This window comes from Ferdinandcohnia sp. QZ13, assembly GCF_031324165.1.
Classification (GTDB): Bacteria; Bacillota; Bacilli; order Bacillales; family Bacillaceae_L; genus Ferdinandcohnia.
The window spans coordinates 36266-55220 of the sequence record NZ_JAVIVW010000015.1; the positions used below are offsets into that span (position 1 = coordinate 36266).

Consider the following 18955-nt stretch of genomic DNA (forward strand, 5'->3'; position numbering starts at 1 on the left):
ATCACCACACTATATCTGATACAACCATTTTAACACGCAAGTCCTATTCTTCCACCCATTTCCTACACATTTGGATTATTATATCTTGATAATATCTGGCAGACATGATAAAATTCTAAAAATTTACCAATAAAGGAGACCTGACAAATGAGATATGTTACATTAACAGACATTTTTAATCATCGGATTGCCCAAAAGTACCTGTCTCGCTCAGGGAAGGCACACGCGATTGCTTGTGCGTATCATGCATTTAAAATGGCGAAGGAGCGAAATGTATCAGTAGATCTAGCAACAAAGGCTGCATTGCTTCATGATATGGGACACTACACGTGGTATAAAAACGGAAAATGGGATTACAGCATGTACAAGGAAAATGATATTCATGCGATTAAAGGTGCGGAGCGTGCTCATAAATTACTGATTCGTTTAGGAGAAAATCCAAAGTATGCCAAGGAGATTGCCTATGCAATCTTATTCCATACGGATTCCTATATCGAGGAAGGATTTATCAAGCGAACACCTCTGCAAGCCATCACAAAGCTTGCTGATGAGATGGATGAAGAAAAAGACGGTCTCCATCACTATCGTCAAATTGAGGAGGACAAAGCAAAGAAAATGATTGCCAGATTAGACGAATTAGTAGAGCAAGAAATGAAAAATCAGCAATAAAAAGCGTTGATCCCACTACCCGGACCAACGCCACAACCCCTAGAAGAATCGTTTCTTCCAAAAGATATAAGCTGTAATGCTTGATAAAATAAACGAAATCGTAATCGCAATCAAAAAGGAATATTGGTATTCCTGGAACGGAATCGATACGTTCATTCCGTAAAAGCTTGCGACCATCGTTGGCAACGATAGAATAATTGTAATCGAAGTTAAAAATTTCATGACAATATTTACATTGTTGGAGATCACCGATGCAAAGGCATCCATCATTCCACTTAAAATAGAGGTATGTGTTTCTGCCATTTCAATCGCCTGCTGATTTTCAATGATGACATCCTCAAGCAATTCCTGATCATCTTCATACATTTTCAAATAATTACTTTTCAACATTTTCTGCATGACAATATTATTCGATTTCAAGGAGGTTGTAAAATAGACTAAACTTTTTTCAAAGTTTAAGAGTGAAAAAAGCTCCTTGTTTTTCATCGATTGATGGAGTTCTTTCTCAATTAAATCCGTTTTCTTACTTATTTGTTTTAAGTATCTGAGATATAAGGTTGCCATCGTATAAAGAATTTGAAAAGCAAACCTTGTTCTTTTAAAGGTAAAAAAGTTTTTGATTTTCCCCTCAGAGAAATTATGAAAGATCGGATTATCCTTTAAACAAACTGTCACAAAACAATTTTTTGCTATAATGATTCCTAATGGAATGGTGTCATATATCGGAATCTTATTTTCATCCATGGACACCGACGGAATGTTGACAATGATTAAAATGTTTTCCCCGTCTTTTTCAATCCTAGACCGCTCTTCTTCGTCCAATGGATCCTTGATGAATTCCACAGGTATTTCGAGTGTTGTTGTGATTTCATTGATTTCTTTTTCAGTCGGAGCAATTAGGTTAATCCAGCAACCGTTTGTAATAGTCGTTGTTTCCTGTAACTTCCCCTGCTCATTGGATAGATAAATATTTAACATAAAATAACCTCCTCTTTTTCAACGAGGAAGTCAAAAATCTTCACCAGTTAAAGTTGAATTCTTATTTGTTTTCCAACTTACGAAAAGTGGTTCATTAATGACCTCCCCTTTTTTCGACGCGGGATCAGGGTCGCTACACAAATGACTACTCATAAAAATTCAACTCCTTTTAATAAGAAGTTCAAAAAGTCCGGTGAAAATGACACATCGAATTTCTTCGTTGGCCTGTTTTTCCGTTACTCACGTATTCACTACATACGCTCCGCTACTCAAAACTGCGCCGCCTTGAACTTCTCGGTCCTTTTCATCCTCCTATTTAAACAACTTCATTTTGTAAATTTGAATACCGTAATATTGTACTCGAAAAATCGGTGTTTGTAACTACTTGATTTTCCCCAACCAAAATTTCTCAAAAAAAGCCCATGAAAAAGCTTTCGAAAGCCTTTCCTTGGACTCCATCTTTCTTATATGGCCCAATCACCTTTACGGAAAACCGGCACAACAGTACCATCTTCTTTAATCCCGTCAATGTCCATTTCACTTGAGCCAATCATGAAATCAACATGAACGGTTGAAACGTTCAAGCCATGTTCTTTTAAATCAGCTTCATTCATTTTCGTGCCACCTTGTAGGTTCGTTGGATATGCCGCACCAATCGCAAGGTGATTTGATGCATTTTCATCAAATAATGTATTGAAGAAAGTAATGCCTGATTGTGAAATTGGCGATGGGTCTGGCACTAACGCTACCTCGCCAAGTCCTGTTCCACCTTCATTATCGAATACTAATTTCTTCATGATCTCATCTCCGGTTTCTGCAGAGATGTCAACAATTTTGCCATCTTTAAAATGAACCTTAATCCCCTCGATTAATGTCCCAGCATAGCTTAATGGCTTTGTACTGCGAACCACTCCGTCCATACGGCGGGTATCAGGAGCCGTGTACACTTCTTCAGTCGGCATATTTGCAATAAATTCTTCCTCATTTGGATTATAACTTCTTGCACTTTCCCAAATATGATTCTTCGGTAAACCAAGCTTCAAATCTGTGCCTGGTCCTCTGTAATGAAGCATGTCAAACTGAATTTCATTTAATTTTGCTGCCTTTTCATTCAACATTTTTGTATGCTCTTCCCATGCTGCTACTGGGTCGTCCTCGTACACTCGGCATGTTTTAAAAATTTGATCCCAAAGTGCATCCACCTGTTCCTCTGACGATGCTAGATTCGGAAATACTTTTGCAGCCCAACCTGCCCCAGCTGCACCTGCAACTGTCCATTTTAAATCATTATTTTGTGTTGCAATACGTTGCACCTTGAAAGCTTTAGCTGCTTTGTTTTGAAACGCTGAAATTTTAGCAGGATCTACTCCACTTAAAAAGCCTGGATCACTCGACACAATCGATAGACGACAAACCTTGTGATTGAGAACATGATCCTCAGATTCTTGAATTTCGTACTCAGGTATATCTGTTAACACCTCTTCAGGCTGGTGTAAATAATGTTCTTTTGTAATTTCATCATCAGACCATTTTATAATTACTTTTTCTGCTCCTAATGAATAAGCTTCTTTTGTCACTAGACGAGCAAGTGGTGCTTGATCAACGGTGATCGTCACTTTTACCCAATCACCTTTTTGCACATTTAGTCCATTAGCTACCAAAAGCCTTGCATATTTTTGTAAATTTTCCTCGAAGTTTGGTAGAACCATTTTAATACCCCCAATAAAATATGTATGTTTCTATACTAGCATAACCCGTTTTAAAATTACTAATGATTCAATGAACTTTAACACTCATATATCACTTTCCAACCAATGTACGATGCCCAAGAAAAAGCCTTAGCCATTGCGCTGGTCTATCATAGGATTCACTTTTATTTTTACTGTGAGGTGTCAAGTATAAGTGCCAGCTAAGCGCACGCTGGACACATGCCAATTCATCCGAAATGCGCAACGCATTGTCTAAGTCCGTTATGGTTGCAAATTTTGTCCAAGGCTCTAGGTAGAAAGGGCGAAATTCATTCACCATTGCGAGCCATTCGGATTCATCATGGATTAGTTCATCAAGCGCATGCCAGAATATTCTCGTACTAAAAAACGGATGGGAAACGGATGCATCCCCCCAATCAAAAAACACGATGTTGTCATCAATGATTCGTATATTGTTTGAATGGAGGTCACCGTGTTCAATTGAAGCTGGCAATATCGAATCAATTTGATCACACATTGATAGAAGCTCAGGTTGAAGTGCCATCACCTTTTTCGTTTCATCCTCTGTTAGGCCTGTTCCACACATTTCTTTTAAATACTGCTCAATTTCTTGTTTAAGAATAGGCATTCTACGATCAGGAACACCCATTTTGATTAGGCTTTCCACTTCTTCCATTTGAGAAATCTGTAACTCTGCATATTCTTGTATGGCTCGCTGCCAGAGTTGTTTATCCTTTATATTTCGAAGTGGTTTTCCCTTCAAATCTTCCATCAGAAACCAGCATTCTGATTCGTTTAATGCTACTAAACGAGCCGTTTTACCCTGTAATCTCAAATCTAAATGCTTACTTACGATCGCTTCATGCCTCGTAGACAGGCCATTTTCCTTATAAAATAAATCTCCACGTTTTGTAGGAATTCGTAAAACTAAACAAAAATCAGTATCTTTGACCGGATCTACACTACCAGTGCTTTCATAACCTGCATCTTTGATTACAGTATGTAGCCATTTTTCCGAATGCCCTTTCATAAAAAGCACCCTCTTTACCTATATTTATATCCTAATAATTTCAACAAAACATGTTCCACTCCTTTATTTATAGTAAAAAAGAGCAAATCAATTATGATTTGCTCTAGTCCAATGGAACCTGCAACTTAAACCTTAACTCGTCCTTACTTAAATCAAAGGTATCGACTTCAACCTTCGTGTCGCTCTTCATTTTCATCTCAGACAAATAAACATAAATGTCTTGATTTTTTGCATCAATCTGAACCCACTCCGGTAGATTGTAATAGTCATTAATATAGCGTAGAACAAACGTAACCGGTAGGCTCACTTGACCAACAGTAAAAGCCTCCTGCTGTAAAAGTAAATCTCCGTTCTCAAGTACCTTAGGCTTAAAAGTCATTACCATATCAATCTCTTTACCAAAGACTTGAATCGTCCCGAGCAGCATTACCCTCTCTGTCAACAAGACCTTATAGTTTAGAGGATTATCCTTTGCCTCTTTTTTCAAAAAGTTATTAATAACCCTTGTTAGATCCTCTTTGTTTGTTTCGACGGATAGATTCACATAATCATTCGAAACAACTTTTTCCTTCGGGGTCACTTCTTTATTAGGCGTAAAAAGCAACCCGAAAAAAATGAGCACACATACCAGATTAATCGCAAGTAGTGTTAGAAATAAGACCTTCCATTTATTTTTTATCTTCATCAAAGACCTCCTCTACGAAGGAAATCACTCTACCATGATTGCTTCAAAAATTCTTTCACTCATTAATTCATACCCTTTTGCGTTTGGATGAAACTCATCTTCTGCCAAAAGATTATCACTCGTCTGGCTAAATACATCATCCACTTCTACAAATTTAGTATGTTCAAATTCAGAAAGAATGTTTTTACTACCTTCGTTCCAATTGTCAACAATCGTATTAATTTCAGTTGAAAGATCGATAAACCAACCGAACGGATTATATAGCCCTACTAATACAATTTCTGCATCACTATTATAATTTCGAATATTTTCAAGGACTTTATGGAGGCGAACCTCATATTTTGTCTGTTCTTTTTGAAACACATTTAATGATAAATCAAAAAGATTTTCTTTTACAATTTTCATTATATCATTACCTCCGATTGTAATGATAATAATGTCTGCATCGGCAATCCCTACTTGAACTTCCTCATTCTGCAATCGATTAAGAAGATCTGTTGTTTTATGCCCTTTCACACCAAAATTCTCAAGCGTCACGGATTTCACTTCTTTTTCACCAAGTAGCTTTTCCTCTAGTAAGGAAGTATAACCCCCTTGCTTTGTCTCATCGCCGACACCCCTGGTAAGAGAATCACCGATTGACGCAATTTGAAGATCCTTTGGGATAAAATCATCCGGAATTTCCTGCTTCGGAGTGAGTCCTGTATCATGGTCACTGGTTGCTATACCTGTTGTTGCCGGTATCCCCCCAGAACATCCACTCATCAATAAACTAGTGAAAATAATGGCTAAAAATGGATTTCTCATCTTGGTCACCTACATTTCTCATTGTGACTATTGTCTACAAGTTTAGTATTATAGCATACGTAAAAAAACCTTTAACGATTCCAGTTTCTGTGAAACTCTGTAATATTTATATTCGTCTTGAAAATTAAACCAAATCACAATAAATGCTAAAAAGACGCCTACATGGACGTCTTTGCTTTAAACAGCTTGACTTGCACTTTCTTCTCCTAGTGTAAGTGTATGAATCGTAATTTCGGGATTGCTACGCACACGAATATTAACGCCCGTTTGCCCTAGTCCTTCATTAATATAAAATGGTTTTCCATCATGGAAATGAAGACCTTTTATCATCTTCATTCTCACTAGTTTTCCCATTTTCACTAGGTGATAGGGCTTTGGATAACAAATTTGTCCACCATGAAAATGACCCGATAGTAAATAATCAAAATGATAATCCTTCATATCTAGGACAAGGTTTGGATCATGGGTTAACACAAGATTATACCCAGCCTTTAACGAAGCATAAGATTTTTCGAGGTTACTTCGTTTCGAACTAGAATCATCGATTCCAATGATATTCAAGTGATGACCTTGAATGACGAGTGTCTCATTTTCATTTTGAAATGTTTTAACTCCGTGTTCCTCTAAAAGCTGCTTTAATTCTTCAAAATTCTTTTTGCGTAAAAAATAATCATGATTACCAAACACTGCATATATTCCATGTATAGGGGCTAGCTTATTTAATGCATCAAGATATGGAACGAGCTTAGGTATACTGCGTTTACGATCTAAAAAGTCACCCGTAATCGCAATTAAATCAACTTTTTCAGCTTTAACTTTATTATATAATTCTTCGGGAGTAATTGATAGATTTTCAAGATGTAAGTCTGATAGATGAAGAACATGAATTTGTGTTGGATTCACAAAATCCTTTGTTGGCGTAACATTAATTTTATTTACATTTACATTGTATGTGTTTTTATTTGCTTTCCTAATAAAATAGAAAACCATCATAATTATAATAAAAAAGATAAAAAATTTCATAAAAAAACACCACCTTTTCTCCTTCCATTATAATTACTAGAATTTGAAAAGTTAGTGGTAATGAATGGATACCTATCGATACAATTCAAAAAGTGTATGTTTAGACATAAATAAATACATGGGATGTCTACGAATACTTTGCCCCGAAATAGTTGAGACAGCCATACAATACATCGGGAGGAACACAATCAACTTAAACCAGAGATAAAATTTATTTGATATCGTAATTGATTCAAAACCCAATCGCTTGCTCCCCTTGTTTAATGCTGTAATGCCAACGAGACCTTTAATTTCATTTTTCTTAGGATGGTTATGGAGATAATTAGCAACCCCTGGCAATGCTTGCTTCACTTGTTTATATATGAGTCTAGCCTTTGATGTTTCTCCTTTCATACCAAGGAGCTCCCTTAGCAATATCACATTATGAAGGTGAATTTTGATTAATAAGTCGTTTTTCTTAATTTCCGTTCCATCCGCAAGAACACATGACCGACCTTTGTATTTTGTTACTTTCACCCGCAGTATCTCACTATCCTCTACATATGTAAGCCTTGTAAATGCATAATATATTGGGTCAAGAAAGGTCCAGATGGTAATCACACACAGCTTCATCCTAGCGAGCATCAGTGCATCCCCTTTTACAATTATTTCATTTTTCATTTTCTCTAATTGGCATGAATTTTATTTTGGAAAAGTAAGGTAGGATGAGAGATTGGTTCTTTTTATAAACTATAATCAAAAAATAAAACGAAAGAGGTATTTCCCATGAAAAAAGAACGCGAAGATCAATCTGTTTCGAAACAAGAGTTCCCAGAGCAAATCTCAAGTGGCTGTCTAACCTTCACTAGCCATGAGCTATTCTGGAAAGAGCTTGAGACAATTGTTGTCGATGGGGTTGAATTGGCAGAGGATTGAGCTTGGGATTTGCGGATTAAATTTGCTATGTATAGACATTTGGGGAGTTTTGGAAATTTTCATGGTATAAATGCGGGATTTAAGTTTACTTTTGGATAATTCAGGAAAAAGGTAATGACATAAACTCAAGATATGCCTTGACTTTTGGGTAATTCAGGAAAAGGCCATAACATAAACTCAAGATATACTTTGACTTTTGGATAATTTCGGGAAAAAGTCATGACATAAACTCAAGATATGCGTTGACTTTTGGATAATCTAGGAAAAAACCATATCATAAAATCAAGATATGCGTTGACTTTTGGATAATTCAGGAAAAGGTCATAACATAAACGCAGAATATTAGTTGGATTTTGGATATTTATGCAAATAGCTACAGCACAAAAATAATAAAATCCCCCCAACCACGCAAAAAGGACTCCACCTGGGAGTCCTCTTTCAACCTAAAGGATTGTATTAATATCCTTTATAATTTCATCATACGGAGTGTCTGAAACCCCATCATATTCTTTCAATACCGTACCATTTTGGTCAACCAAGTAAAATTTGATGACATGCAAAACTTGATCTTGACCCTCAGGTTTAGCAACTAACGCTTTAAAGCTGTCTTTTGCAAATACGGTGATCTCATCAATGCTATAGCCGGTTAATAAATGCCAGTTCGATAAATCATCACTGTAACCTTCTGCATATTCTTTTAGCATTTCAGGAGTATCCACTTCTGGGTCAACTGAAAAGGAAACGAATTCAACATCTAGTCCCTCTTCTTTAACCATGCTTTGAAGCTTGGCCATATGAGCAGTCATTGGCGGACAAACGGTTTCACATTGTGTGAAAATCATATCCGCAATCCAAACTTTCCCCTCTAAATCCTTCAAGCTAAAGTCTTCGCCATTCTGATCCACATAAGTGAAATCGGAAACCTCATAATTTAATGCATTTGGAATTCCACTACCGCATGCAGCTAAAACAAAAATAAGTGCTATCACAATTAAAAATTTTATTTTTTTCACGTTTTCACCTACATTCATCAATTTTCCATTCAATAACTCATTTTAAAGAATATGTGACAAACTTACAACCAATATAGCTGTGAACAATTTTTGAACATATTGAATAGCCTGTCAACATAAAATGGACAAGGAGAGTGAGTTTCAGGAGGTTACGCTTATGAAATTCGATTATTGCTATCAGAAAGGTCATGTTGATCAATGCCTAAAGTTGTAATTACCTATATTTGTATTGTTCTTGGCGCATTTTTACAGGGGCTAGGTATGTCCTTATTTCTGTTTCCTCATAACATACCTTCCGGTGGTGCCGCAGGGCTTGCGATTTTAATGAACCACTGGGTACAACTTCCATTAGGCTTGTCCCTTTGGATTGTCAATTTCTCCTTTTTAATATTAGCTTTAAAATATTTTGGATTTTCTTGGACTGTCAAAACAATGGTTGCTGTAACGATAACGTCTGTTACAGTTAGTTATGTATCAACCCTTGGCTCATTCCTTACCCCGTTTTTCTGGCTTGACCTTTTATGCGGTGCTGTGACTTTCGGAGTCGGTGTCGGACTTTTAATCCGAAGTGGTTCATCAAGTGGAGGAATGGTCATCCCGACGTTAATGATTGCCAAATATAATGATTGGTCACCAGGCAAAGTTATGCTTTGGATGAACTTTTTTATTTTTTTATTAACGGCATCTGTCATTGATATTCGAATTGTCTTTTATGCCATTCTTTGTCAAACGGTATCAACGAATATCATTGATTTTATTTATCACCTTAGAGCCCCGACCTTTATCACAACAAACCAGCTAGGTTGGAGAAAAAAGTAAAAAGTAAGAAAGCTAGGTTCACTTTCTTACTTTAAAGAATTTCCTTTTGTTTTAGATAATGAATAATTGATTCAACTGATTGTGAGATGGTTAATTGGTCTGTTTCGATCACCAGTTCTGGATCGTCCGGTTCTTCATATGGAGAGCTTATTCCGGTAAAATCGGAGATCTCTCCTTTTCTTGCTTTTTTATATAAGCCCTTTGGGTCACGATTTTCACAAACAGATATTGGGCATTTCACATACACCTCAATAAATTCCCCATCAGGAAACAATGCTCTCACCTGTTCGCGGTCTTCACGAAACGGTGAAATAAATGCTGTTGAGACGATTTGCCCACTGTCCACAAATAACTTGGAAACCTCACCAATCCGGCGAATATTTTCTTTACGATCTTCTTTGCTAAAACCAAGCCCTGCATTTAAGCCGTGTCGAATATTATCCCCGTCAAGGACATAACTTTGCACATTTTTTGAAAAAAGCATCTGGTCAAGGGCATTTGCTAATGATGATTTTCCAGAACCTGAAAGACCGGTAAACCAAATCACACAGCTTTTATGTTGATTTTGTTGTTGTCGATCTTGTTTCGTTACTGTTGATTGATGCCATATAATAGGTTGTTCTTCGCCCATAGTCCCCACCTTATATCTTCGAATATTGTTCAGCCATGCCTCGAATGAGTACCTCGACTACTTCTGGTCTGCTAAATTCCTTTGGTGGTTTTTTTCCCGCTTTTAGCATTTCTCGTACCTTTGTTCCTGATAGGATGACATGATCTTCCTTATTGTGCGGACATGTCTTGGCGGACGCCATATTTCCACACTTTTTACAGAAAAAGCTATGCTCAAAAAATAATGGTTGAATTCCTAGTTCTTCTTCCGAAAAATGACTAAAAATATTTTGTGAATCATAGGTGCCATAATAATTTCCAACCCCTGCATGGTCACGTCCTACGATAAAATGTGTACAGCCATAGTTTTTCCGAACTAATGCATGAAAAACCGCTTCCCTTGGACCTGCATACCGCATCGCAGCTGGAAATACAGATAGGAACACTCTGTTTTTCGGATAATATTTTTCTAGCAGAACCATGTAGCTTTCCATTCGAATATCACTCGGAATATCATCCTCTTTCGTTTCGCCAACTAACGGGTTTAAAAACAATCCATCGACTACTTCTAAAGCAGATTTTTGAATATACTCATGTGCACGATGAACAGGATTCCTTGTTTGAAATCCGACTACCTTTTTCCAGCCTAAGTGCTCAAACACCGCTCTAGTTTCGTTTGGATCCAAATAAAAGGTCTCAAACTTCTTTTTCTTTGGACGTTTGACAAGATGGATCGGTCCGGCGACATAAACATTAGGCCTATCATATAATTTATTGACGCCAGGGTGCTTGGTGTCCGTTGTCCGATATACCTTAAAAGCTTCCACCACTTTATCTGGGATATATTTTTCAGTTACTTCGATAACTCCGTAAACTTCACCGTTTTGAACCAATCGTACCTCTTCACCGATTGCGATCTTCTTTGCTGTTGAATTGTCTACTGCTAATGTAATGGGAATAGACCACGGAAGCCCATTTGCAAGTCTCATCGACTGAAGAATGGATTCGTAGTCGGCTTTTCCTACAAAGCCTTCCAGCGGACTATAGGCTCCTACCGCAAGTAATTCCAGGTCACTTAACTCCATGTTGCTTAGTTCAATTTGTTTGTCGATTTCTTCATGGTTAATTGTTGGATTATAACGATTAACCAGTGTACCGCCATGCGGTTTACTTAATACCACTTTCAAAACCTCCATTTACATGTAATCCGCATTCTGTTTTATCGGAATTAGCCCATCTGCCTGAACGCATATCGCCATTTAGCGCTTGGTTCGTACAGGGTGCACAGCCAATGCTCGGATAATTTCTGTCGTGCAATTCATTATAGGGAAGGTTATTAAGCTTGATATAGGTCCAAACATCGTCCCACGTCCAGTGAATAAGCGGACATATCTTTATGTTTTTAAACTTTTCGTCCTTGTTTAGATATTCTGTATTTTTTCGGGTTGGTCCCTGTTCTCGACGCAAACCCGAAATCCAGGCCTTTGTTCCAGCAAGCACCTCATTTAATGGTTCAATTTTTCGAATTTGACAGCATAAATTCGGATTCGTCTTCCACAGCTCATCACCGTATTTTCTAGCCTGTTCACCTAGATTTAATTCCGGTTTCTTCATTTCTATATGGAGAGTCGGATATTTTGCTTTTATTTTATCAATGAGTTCATATGTTTCTTTAAAATGGAGCCCTGTATCTAAAAAGACAATTCTTGCCTTTTTATTTACTTTCGATATGAGGTCAATTAAAACGATTCCCTCCGCCCCAAAACTACATGCGTACACAATATCTTCAGCTGAATATGTGCTATATGCCCACTTTAAAATGTCGTAATAATCTTTGTTGTTGTTCACAACTTCTGAAACGATTTCCTCTTTCCAATTTTCATATGTGATGGCGCCCAATCTTGAGTTCCTCCTCTCCAACCTCGATTGTTAGCAACTGATTATTTTTTATCTCGAGTTGATTCATTTGATCGATGTTGCCAAATCTATGATAGGATAGGCAAGCTCGGATCCAGGACCCATGCCCAAATACTAAAATCGACTCATAGTTCTTGTATTTCTCAATAAATGTGATGATACGCGTTTCTAAATCCGCAATCTTTTCCCCTAGCACAATTTCACGCGGGTTTGTATACCAATTATGTTTATGAGTTTCAACAAGTTGCTGTTTTTCTTTCCCCTCAAATTCCCCGAAATGAAGCTCATTCAACAATGGCTCAATCTCAAAATGGTTATACCCATAAGCTTTCGCGGTTTGTTGAGTTCGGAGTAGAGCACTGGTTAACACCAAGGAGTAAGAAAATTTTAATTGTTCTTTGTTTTTTTCGATTTCCTCTTTGTTAGCCCCACTAACTTCTAGTATTGGAATGTCACGAATACCTTGAAGAACCCCTTTCTCATTCCATGCGGTCGGAAGATGCCTGATTAAGGTAAGTTCCATATTTTCTCCCCCATGAAAAAGGTTTCGCTTCGTAATCCCTTCCTTTGTGCTTCCAACACAAGTACATCATTAATTTTGACGTTACCAAGATTGACATTAGTACCAAATTGGTTGATGAAAAACATTTGCTGCTTAGGTGTTGGTGCTTCGAAAATAAGCTTATTGACGTCGATACTTTTTGAAATCCGATCAATTAACTCTGTGTTAACATTCCCTTTAGAGTTGTAGATACCAGCGGTACCTGAATCTCTTCCTTCCGTTATGACATATCTACAGCCCGCTGCTAGTAGCAAGTTCATTTCATGCTCCCATTCAGATAACGGCATTTCCTTGTCTTGATCCTTCGAACCCACTTCCGCAATCACATTAAAATCTTTTTTTAATTTTTTGATGAGTGAAAGCCTTTTATGAAGTGGGATATCTACTGTTCCGTTTGAAATTTCAATCCATTCTATTCCAAGCTTTTTTAGGCATTCGGTATATTCTTCAAGCTTTTCCTGAACGTAGCATTTTTCAAATAGCGTTCCGCCACAATATGGAATGACCTTATAATTTTTATAAAGATTGATTTTTTCTTGTAGGTTTGGAGTTACATAAGCGGAGCCAATCCCGATTTTTGCGATATCTATATAAGCATGGTAATCACGTAAATACGCCTCTAAAACGCCAACAGGCGTACCAAAATCAGCAATTGATGTAATTCCATAGCTTCGTTCTCCTTTTGTTCGCAATGGAACATCTAGAAAATCCATAGGGCATAATTCCTCCTTTATCAACAAGCACTAATTCACCCGTTTAAAACTCTATTTTGTTACATACACCCATCTTCTTACAGTTGCTATGTTATTCAAAATTAGGTAAATGGTGTATAGAATGGGCTTTTCTATTGCTCCTTTAACTGGAAACTACTTACTGAATAGGTATCATCACAAATTGAAAAAATAGTAAGGCATTAATTGATTAAAATTTCACACCGTATATAAGGAGATGCAAAAACTTGTCCAGCAAAAAAAATTCAGCAATGACAATTGTTGCGATTGGTTCAATTCCACTGATCCTTGTACTTGGTAATTCAATGCTCATCCCTGTCTTACCTCAAATGCAAAAAGAATTAGATATTAGTCAATTTCAGGTGAGTCTTGTCATTACTACTTTCTCTGTAGCAGCAGCGATTTCGATCCCATTGCTCGGTTATTTCTCAGATCGATTTTCCAGAAAAGCTGTCATCATACCTGCACTCATTCTATACGGTACAGGTGGACTACTCGCTGGGGCTGCATCCGCATGGTTTTCTAGTCCATATTTTTGGATCATGGCTGGTCGGGTTATGCAGGGAATAGGAGCAGCAGGTACTGCACCTATCGCAATGGCACTTACAGGTGATTTATTTAAAGGTGGCAAACAAAGCCGCGTTTTAGGGCTAGTTGAAGCCTCAAATGGCTTTGGAAAAGTCATTTCGCCGATAATTGGGTCTTTACTCGCCTTGTTATTTTGGTATGCGGCCTTTTTCGCTTTCCCAATCTTTTGTTTAATATCTGTGCTTCTCACGATCTTTTTCGTAAAAGAGAAAAAACAAAAGAAAGAGCCACCTCCACTCAAAAAATATGTTCACGGATTGTTTTCGGTATTTAAAAATGAAGGTAGATGGTTATTTACGGCCTATTTGGCTGGCGCAACTTGTTTATTCACCCTCTTTGGTATTCTCTTTTATTTATCTGATGTACTTGAGAAAACCTATAATACAGATGGAGTTCTTAAAGGAGCTATTTTAGCCATTCCCCTTCTATGTATGACGACAACTTCCTACATTACCGGGAGTAAAATCGGGAAAAAAATGCCATTAATGAAAAAGCTCATCATCATTGGATTAGCTCTCATGACCGTTTCATTTACACTGTTAGTCTTTTTTGAAAGCCTGATTCCGTTTATTGCAGTGTTGGCTATCAGTAGTATCGGAACCGGTCTTGTACTACCGTGTATTAATAGCTTTATCACCGGTTCAGTTTCAGCTGAAAAGCGGGGTTTCGTTACCTCTCTTTATGGTTCAGTTCGATTTTTAGGAGTGGCAATTGGTCCGCCTATCTACGGTTGGTTAATGAACTGGTCACGTTCCGGAATGTTCTTAACCACCGCTTCATTGACACTTGTCGTTGGCCTGTTATGTATGATATTGATTCGGGTGAAAAAGAAAAACCCGAGCAAGGAAACAAATGATTCTGTGTTCAAAAAATTGCAGTTTACGTAAAAAGGAGGAATTGTCTTGCAAATATTTGTTTCCCCAGAGTTGATCAAGGAAGAATGCCAAATTTTAAATATTGTCAATCAAGATAAAAAGGCACTTGGCTATATTGCTTTCTTCTTTGATGATAAAAAAATGTATGTCTATGGACATTGTGAGGAAATGGGTGTTAGTAAGGATTTCAAAGATACGATCACTCCGTATATCCAAGGAATGGCGAAAGCAAAGCCGGACCTAGATATACTCTCTTATATTTCAATTGGTGGAGAAAAACTGGATTTATCGGATGAAGAATCAGAAAGTGAGTAAGGATATCGGTTTCGATATCCTTTTTTGCTGTCTAATTCGCGGAGCAATCATAGTGCATTTCTTATTTTGACAAAATGGTGAACTCATTATGTGAAAAGAAGGGATATGTTAAAATGGGCTTACAATGACAATGAAAGGTTTGTTTTTATGAAAAAAATGGTTGTTTTTCTCATGCTTATTCTCGTGTTTGGATTATTTGGATGCTCCCAAAATGACGATGCTCATGATGCTAATGGCGAAGAACATGTAATTGGAGATATTCGCGAGAAAACGGCTTCAATCGATGTGATGCCATCTTTTCTAGATGGTAAGTCAGAAGAAATGGTGACAATTTATAAAGCTGCTGCCATGCATCAGGAACTTCTAGAATCAATGCCCTGCTACTGTGGATGCGCTGACTCTGTAGGTCATCGAGATAATTATGATTGCTTTGTTCATGATAATAAAGGCGATGCGGTCGTTTGGGATGATCACGGTACTAAATGTATGGTATGTTTAGAAATCGCTGCTACAGCCGTGTTCGAATATTCAAATGGTAAATCTCCAAGTGAAATTCGGGCAATGATTGATGAAACCTATAAAGAGGGGTACGCTAAACCAACACCTACTCCAATGCCGGAAATCTAAAAAAATGACGTGTGAAAACTCACACGTCATTTTTTTGCTTTTTCGACAAATTATATTTGAGTGAAGCGTTGTAGTAAACAGCTCTACGAGTTCCTTCAAAAAATTTCCTATGAGATTCATCACTCAAAGACATTTCATCCAGTGGCCTTGCACGTTTGTCCTTGAAGCGCTCTATCAGAGACATTTTGTTCGGTAACCTTGTACGATTTGTCCTTGAGGCTCTCTGTCAAAGACATTTTGTTCGGGGACATTGTACGATTTGTCCTTGAAGCTCTCTGTCAAAGACATATAATTGGTGTAGTTTACATGTTTTGTCCTCGACAAAAACCATATCAAACAATCTACAAGATCTTTAGTCACTTTTCTCCTATTGAAAAAAATACCCTGGAGTATCACTCCAAGGTACTAATAATCGATTTATTCTACATAATACATAAACCCAATTGCACCTAGGCCAGTATGGGTGCTGATGACCGGTGTAGTTTCGACGATATCAACATCGGTATATCCGGTTAGCTTTTTAATCGCATCCTTTAAATTGGTTGCAAGTTCCACTGCATCCACTTGAGCGATTGCTACACCTTTTATCGTTTTATTTCTTACATCCTCTGCAAATTTTTCACTTAAGTATTTCACGATTTTCGCATGGCTTCTTACCTTGGAAACTGGTGTATAGACTCCATCCTGCAAGGAAGCAATTGGTTTAATGTTCAATAAAGAGCCAATTAATGCCTTGCCTTTGCCAATTCGGCCACCTTTTACAAGGTTTTCTAATGTGTCAACGGTTACAAATAGAGTAGAATTTTCTCTAATTTCCTCAACCCTTTTTACTATCTCCTCTTTTGAGTGTCCAGCATTTGCCATTTTTGCAGCCTCAATAACCTGAAATGCTAAGGCTCTAGAGATATACATAGAATCAATCACAGTCACTTTCGATTCACTGATTCTAGCTGCATTCTCAGCAGACGTCACCGTCCCACTCATACCACCTGTCATGTGGATGGAAATAATTTCACTCCCATCACTTCCTAATTGATCGTAAAGCTCTACGAAATGTCCAACCGCAGGCTGAGAGCTCTTTGGTAACTCAGCTGATTGCTTCATTTTTGTTAAAAATTCATGAGGAGTAATATCCACACGATCTAGAAACGTTACCCCATCAATCGTAATGGATAGTGGGACAACTGAGATACCAAGTTCTCTTACCAGCTCCTCTGAAAGATCTGCTGTTGAATCTGTTACGATTTTCACTTTTGTCATACGTTCACTTCCTACTAGCATACATCTATTAGTAATAGCTTGTCCTTTTTTAACGGGTAAATTGCTCATATTTTATGTTTAAAAGCAAAAAAAGAGCCGATTTTATTGTTTTAAAATCAGCCCATTCTAAAACTATGCGTTATGTTTTAACATATCAAGTTGAAAAATACGTTCATAATCAGTCCATTTTAGAACCGTCTTCAAATATTCTCGAAACGAATAGATTTGTTTTGGGCTTGATTTTGTCATGATTTTCGACAAGAATACCTGTAAACGAAAATCGAGCATAAAGTGATACGTGTTGCCCTTCTCCAAAACTGGAATTTCAATTACTTTAACCTTCTGTCCATAACAATTTTTGAACTCTAGGCTTTTGAATAGCAAACTATCAGTCCTTTTTCACCCGTTTCTTATATTATACATGAGAACAAGCCTTTCGTCTTTGTCTAAATATGTTAAAACATTGAATTTTAAATCAACAAATTAAATAATGTATTTTCTTTGTTTAGTTCACGGAATGGAAACCCTTTTTTCATCATTCTGTTCAATAAAGCGTCGTAGTCATCTTTTTGCTTAAGCTCAATCCCAACGAGTGCAGGGCCATTTTCCTTATTATTTTTCTTCGTGTATTCAAATCGTGTAATGTCATCGGTTGGTCCTAATACATCAAGTAAGAACTCGCGTAATGCGCCCGCTCTTTGTGGGAAATTCACGATAAAATAGCATTGTAAGCCTTCATACAGCATCGAACGTTCTTTGATTTCCTGCATTCGGCTAATGTCATTATTTCCTCCACTAAGTACACACACTACAGTTTTACCTTTTAACTTATCTTTGTACAAATCTAGAGCCGCAAGTGATAATGCACCTGCAGGTTCCGCAACGATAGCATTTTCATTATATAAGTCCAAAATGGTTGTACAAACCTTCCCCTCAGGGACCACAACAATATCATCCACAAGCTCTTTACTTATTTCATATGTCTTTTCGCCAACTGTTTTTACTGCTGCACCATCAACGAATTTATCAATTTTCGCCAAGGTGGTGACCTCACCATTCGAAATCGAGGTCTTCATGCTTGCAGCGCCCGCTGGTTCAACACCAATCACTTTTGTCTCTGGAGAAATGCTCTTCATATAAGTTGAGATTCCTGAAATGAGTCCACCTCCACCAATCGCTGCAAACACATAATCTACAGGCTCGGCACAATCGTTTAAAATTTCAACCGCAACAGTTCCTTGACCTGCCATCACATCTGCATCATCAAATGGGTGGATGAACGTCCGATTTTCTCTTTCACAGCATGCGACTGCTTCTTCATAGGAATCATCAAATGTGTCACCAGTTAACACAATATCAACATACTCACGGCCAAAAGCTTCTACCTGAGAGACCTTTTGTCTTGGAGTAGTCGATGGCATAAAGATTTTGCCTTGTATTTTTAGCGCAAAACAGGAAAAAGCCACCCCTTGTGCGTGGTTTCCAGCACTTGCACAAACGACTCCATTTTTAAGTTCATCTTCAGTTAAATTTTTAATACGATTATACGCTCCTCTGATTTTAAAAGACCGAACAATTTGTAAATCCTCTCGTTTTATCAATAAGTTACATTCGTAACGTTCAGAAAGTAATTCATTTCTTTGTAAAGGTGTATGGATTATAACATCCTTCAATGTTTGATTTGCTTTTATGATATCCTCTACATGGATTCCATCTAGTTTTTGTTTTACCTCGTGTGCCATGAGCCCCATATCCCCTTTCACGTATTTCCACAACAACACAGTGAAGTATTGAAGATTTAATTTGTTCATTATAACATGAAT

The 18955-nt window shown here is 37.5% G+C and carries 22 protein-coding genes; 6 read left to right on the plus strand and 16 right to left on the minus strand.

From position 1 onward, the window contains the following. Nucleotides 1–147 precede the first annotated feature (147 nt). Nucleotides 148–669, plus strand: coding sequence for an HD domain-containing protein (locus RGU12_RS13805; protein ID WP_309536613.1), 522 nt, complete (start codon nucleotides 148–150; stop codon nucleotides 667–669). A gap of 39 nt (nucleotides 670–708) precedes the next feature. Here the strand turns inward: RGU12_RS13805 and RGU12_RS13810 are convergent, their stop codons facing one another. The 7 genes from RGU12_RS13810 to RGU12_RS13840 form a co-directional block, all read right to left on the minus strand. Beyond that, on the minus strand, nucleotides 709–1647 hold the full coding sequence (locus tag RGU12_RS13810) for a magnesium transporter CorA family protein (protein ID WP_309536614.1): 939 nt from the start codon (nucleotides 1645–1647) through the stop codon (nucleotides 709–711). A gap of 464 nt (nucleotides 1648–2111) precedes the next feature. Further along, nucleotides 2112–3356 carry an aminopeptidase gene (locus tag RGU12_RS13815; RefSeq protein WP_309536615.1) on the minus strand — a complete coding sequence of 415 codons (1245 nt, stop codon included), beginning with the start codon at nucleotides 3354–3356 and terminating at the stop codon, nucleotides 2112–2114. A gap of 91 nt (nucleotides 3357–3447) precedes the next feature. After that, entirely contained in the window at nucleotides 3448–4386 is a 939-nt protein-coding gene (locus RGU12_RS13820) for an aminoglycoside phosphotransferase family protein (protein ID WP_309536616.1), read from the minus strand. Between the two features lie 103 nt (nucleotides 4387–4489). Beyond that, a complete protein-coding gene (locus RGU12_RS13825; protein WP_309536617.1) occupies nucleotides 4490–5071 on the minus strand; it encodes a YpmS family protein in 582 nt (193 codons plus the stop codon). Between the two features lie 24 nt (nucleotides 5072–5095). Beyond that, nucleotides 5096–5878, minus strand: coding sequence for a GDSL-type esterase/lipase family protein (locus RGU12_RS13830; RefSeq protein WP_309536618.1), 783 nt, complete (start codon nucleotides 5876–5878; stop codon nucleotides 5096–5098). 177 nt (nucleotides 5879–6055) lie between these two features. Next, on the minus strand, nucleotides 6056–6901 hold the full coding sequence (locus tag RGU12_RS13835; protein ID WP_309536619.1) for a metallophosphoesterase: 846 nt from the start codon (nucleotides 6899–6901) through the stop codon (nucleotides 6056–6058). 72 nt (nucleotides 6902–6973) lie between these two features. Next, entirely contained in the window at nucleotides 6974–7525 is a 552-nt protein-coding gene (locus RGU12_RS13840) for a YkoP family protein (protein WP_309536620.1), read from the minus strand. A 141-nt stretch (nucleotides 7526–7666) separates the two neighbouring features. On the opposite strand from RGU12_RS13840, the gene RGU12_RS13845 reads away from it, so the two are divergent. Next, entirely contained in the window at nucleotides 7667–7816 is a 150-nt protein-coding gene (locus tag RGU12_RS13845; RefSeq protein ID WP_309536621.1) for a hypothetical protein, read from the plus strand. Nucleotides 7817–8259: 443 nt separating this feature from the next. Here the strand turns inward: RGU12_RS13845 and RGU12_RS13850 are convergent, their stop codons facing one another. Then, complete coding sequence (locus RGU12_RS13850) at nucleotides 8260–8847, minus strand: SCO family protein (protein WP_309536622.1); 588 nt, start codon at nucleotides 8845–8847, stop codon at nucleotides 8260–8262. A 180-nt stretch (nucleotides 8848–9027) separates the two neighbouring features. On the opposite strand from RGU12_RS13850, the gene RGU12_RS13855 reads away from it, so the two are divergent. Continuing rightward, nucleotides 9028–9648 (plus strand): YitT family protein, encoded by a 621-nt coding sequence (locus RGU12_RS13855; RefSeq protein WP_309536623.1) that lies wholly within the window; start codon nucleotides 9028–9030, stop codon nucleotides 9646–9648. A gap of 31 nt (nucleotides 9649–9679) precedes the next feature. Here the strand turns inward: RGU12_RS13855 and cysC are convergent, their stop codons facing one another. The 5 genes from cysC to RGU12_RS13880 are packed head-to-tail and all read right to left on the minus strand — an operon-like array spanning nucleotide 9680 to nucleotide 13449. Beyond that, nucleotides 9680–10279, minus strand: a complete 600-nt coding sequence (gene cysC / locus RGU12_RS13860) for an adenylyl-sulfate kinase (RefSeq protein ID WP_309536624.1) — start codon at nucleotides 10277–10279, stop codon at nucleotides 9680–9682. Nucleotides 10280–10289: 10 nt separating this feature from the next. Then, nucleotides 10290–11438: a sulfate adenylyltransferase gene (gene sat / locus RGU12_RS13865; RefSeq protein WP_309536625.1), complete on the minus strand. Its 1149-nt coding sequence runs from the start codon at nucleotides 11436–11438 to the stop codon at nucleotides 10290–10292. Beyond that, on the minus strand, nucleotides 11425–12156 hold the full coding sequence (locus RGU12_RS13870; protein ID WP_396232358.1) for a phosphoadenylyl-sulfate reductase: 732 nt from the start codon (nucleotides 12154–12156) through the stop codon (nucleotides 11425–11427). The genes sat and RGU12_RS13870 overlap by 14 nt, the downstream gene beginning before the upstream one ends. Beyond that, nucleotides 12137–12697, minus strand: a complete 561-nt coding sequence (locus tag RGU12_RS13875) for a histidine phosphatase family protein (RefSeq protein ID WP_309536626.1) — start codon at nucleotides 12695–12697, stop codon at nucleotides 12137–12139. Before RGU12_RS13875 ends, RGU12_RS13870 begins: the two co-directional genes overlap by 20 nt. After that, nucleotides 12682–13449 carry a phosphosulfolactate synthase gene (locus RGU12_RS13880; protein ID WP_309536627.1) on the minus strand — a complete coding sequence of 256 codons (768 nt, stop codon included), beginning with the start codon at nucleotides 13447–13449 and terminating at the stop codon, nucleotides 12682–12684. The genes RGU12_RS13875 and RGU12_RS13880 overlap by 16 nt, the downstream gene beginning before the upstream one ends. A 269-nt stretch (nucleotides 13450–13718) precedes the next feature. Between RGU12_RS13880 and RGU12_RS13885 the strand changes: the two genes are divergently transcribed. The 3 genes from RGU12_RS13885 (at nucleotide 13719) to RGU12_RS13895 (ending at nucleotide 15872) form a co-directional block, all read left to right on the plus strand. After that, nucleotides 13719–14942 (plus strand): MFS transporter, encoded by a 1224-nt coding sequence (locus tag RGU12_RS13885; protein ID WP_309538257.1) that lies wholly within the window; start codon nucleotides 13719–13721, stop codon nucleotides 14940–14942. A 15-nt stretch (nucleotides 14943–14957) separates the two neighbouring features. After that, complete coding sequence (locus RGU12_RS13890; RefSeq protein WP_116352262.1) at nucleotides 14958–15245, plus strand: hypothetical protein; 288 nt, start codon at nucleotides 14958–14960, stop codon at nucleotides 15243–15245. A 147-nt stretch (nucleotides 15246–15392) separates the two neighbouring features. After that, nucleotides 15393–15872 carry a PCYCGC motif-containing (lipo)protein gene (locus tag RGU12_RS13895; protein WP_309536628.1) on the plus strand — a complete coding sequence of 160 codons (480 nt, stop codon included), beginning with the start codon at nucleotides 15393–15395 and terminating at the stop codon, nucleotides 15870–15872. A gap of 417 nt (nucleotides 15873–16289) precedes the next feature. Here RGU12_RS13895 and RGU12_RS13900 read toward each other — a convergent pair whose 3' ends face one another. The 3 genes from RGU12_RS13900 to ilvA form a co-directional block, all read right to left on the minus strand. Continuing rightward, complete coding sequence (locus tag RGU12_RS13900; protein ID WP_309536629.1) at nucleotides 16290–17132, minus strand: DegV family protein; 843 nt, start codon at nucleotides 17130–17132, stop codon at nucleotides 16290–16292. Nucleotides 17133–17264: 132 nt separating this feature from the next. Continuing rightward, entirely contained in the window at nucleotides 17265–17516 is a 252-nt protein-coding gene (locus RGU12_RS13905; protein WP_309536630.1) for a DUF2535 family protein, read from the minus strand. A gap of 86 nt (nucleotides 17517–17602) precedes the next feature. Continuing rightward, nucleotides 17603–18874 (minus strand): threonine ammonia-lyase IlvA, encoded by a 1272-nt coding sequence (gene ilvA / locus RGU12_RS13910; RefSeq protein WP_309536631.1) that lies wholly within the window; start codon nucleotides 18872–18874, stop codon nucleotides 17603–17605. Nucleotides 18875–18955: the final 81 nt, after the last annotated feature.

What these genes read in the sequence shown, in the direction of transcription:
- ilvA (WP_309536631.1), bottom strand. Translation starts at nt 18,874, where the DNA reads ATGGCACACGAGGTAAAACAAAAACTAGATGGAATCCATGTAGAGGAT.
- RGU12_RS13840 (WP_309536620.1), bottom strand. Translation starts at nt 7,525, where the DNA reads ATGCTCGCTAGGATGAAGCTGTGTGTGATTACCATCTGGACCTTTCTT.
- RGU12_RS13850 (WP_309536622.1), bottom strand. Translation starts at nt 8,847, where the DNA reads ATGAATGTAGGTGAAAACGTGAAAAAAATAAAATTTTTAATTGTGATA.
- RGU12_RS13880 (WP_309536627.1), bottom strand. Translation starts at nt 13,449, where the DNA reads ATGGATTTTCTAGATGTTCCATTGCGAACAAAAGGAGAACGAAGCTAT.
- RGU12_RS13825 (WP_309536617.1), bottom strand. Translation starts at nt 5,071, where the DNA reads ATGAAGATAAAAAATAAATGGAAGGTCTTATTTCTAACACTACTTGCG.
- RGU12_RS13815 (WP_309536615.1), bottom strand. Translation starts at nt 3,356, where the DNA reads ATGGTTCTACCAAACTTCGAGGAAAATTTACAAAAATATGCAAGGCTT.
- RGU12_RS13835 (WP_309536619.1), bottom strand. Translation starts at nt 6,901, where the DNA reads ATGAAATTTTTTATCTTTTTTATTATAATTATGATGGTTTTCTATTTT.
- RGU12_RS13805 (WP_309536613.1), top strand. Translation starts at nt 148, where the DNA reads ATGAGATATGTTACATTAACAGACATTTTTAATCATCGGATTGCCCAA.
- RGU12_RS13895 (WP_309536628.1), top strand. Translation starts at nt 15,393, where the DNA reads ATGAAAAAAATGGTTGTTTTTCTCATGCTTATTCTCGTGTTTGGATTA.
- RGU12_RS13845 (WP_309536621.1), top strand. Translation starts at nt 7,667, where the DNA reads ATGAAAAAAGAACGCGAAGATCAATCTGTTTCGAAACAAGAGTTCCCA.
- RGU12_RS13830 (WP_309536618.1), bottom strand. Translation starts at nt 5,878, where the DNA reads ATGAGAAATCCATTTTTAGCCATTATTTTCACTAGTTTATTGATGAGT.
- RGU12_RS13885 (WP_309538257.1), top strand. Translation starts at nt 13,719, where the DNA reads ATGACAATTGTTGCGATTGGTTCAATTCCACTGATCCTTGTACTTGGT.
- RGU12_RS13875 (WP_309536626.1), bottom strand. Translation starts at nt 12,697, where the DNA reads ATGGAACTTACCTTAATCAGGCATCTTCCGACCGCATGGAATGAGAAA.
- RGU12_RS13820 (WP_309536616.1), bottom strand. Translation starts at nt 4,386, where the DNA reads ATGAAAGGGCATTCGGAAAAATGGCTACATACTGTAATCAAAGATGCA.
- RGU12_RS13810 (WP_309536614.1), bottom strand. Translation starts at nt 1,647, where the DNA reads ATGTTAAATATTTATCTATCCAATGAGCAGGGGAAGTTACAGGAAACA.
- RGU12_RS13855 (WP_309536623.1), top strand. Translation starts at nt 9,028, where the DNA reads ATGCCTAAAGTTGTAATTACCTATATTTGTATTGTTCTTGGCGCATTT.
- RGU12_RS13900 (WP_309536629.1), bottom strand. Translation starts at nt 17,132, where the DNA reads ATGACAAAAGTGAAAATCGTAACAGATTCAACAGCAGATCTTTCAGAG.
- cysC (WP_309536624.1), bottom strand. Translation starts at nt 10,279, where the DNA reads ATGGGCGAAGAACAACCTATTATATGGCATCAATCAACAGTAACGAAA.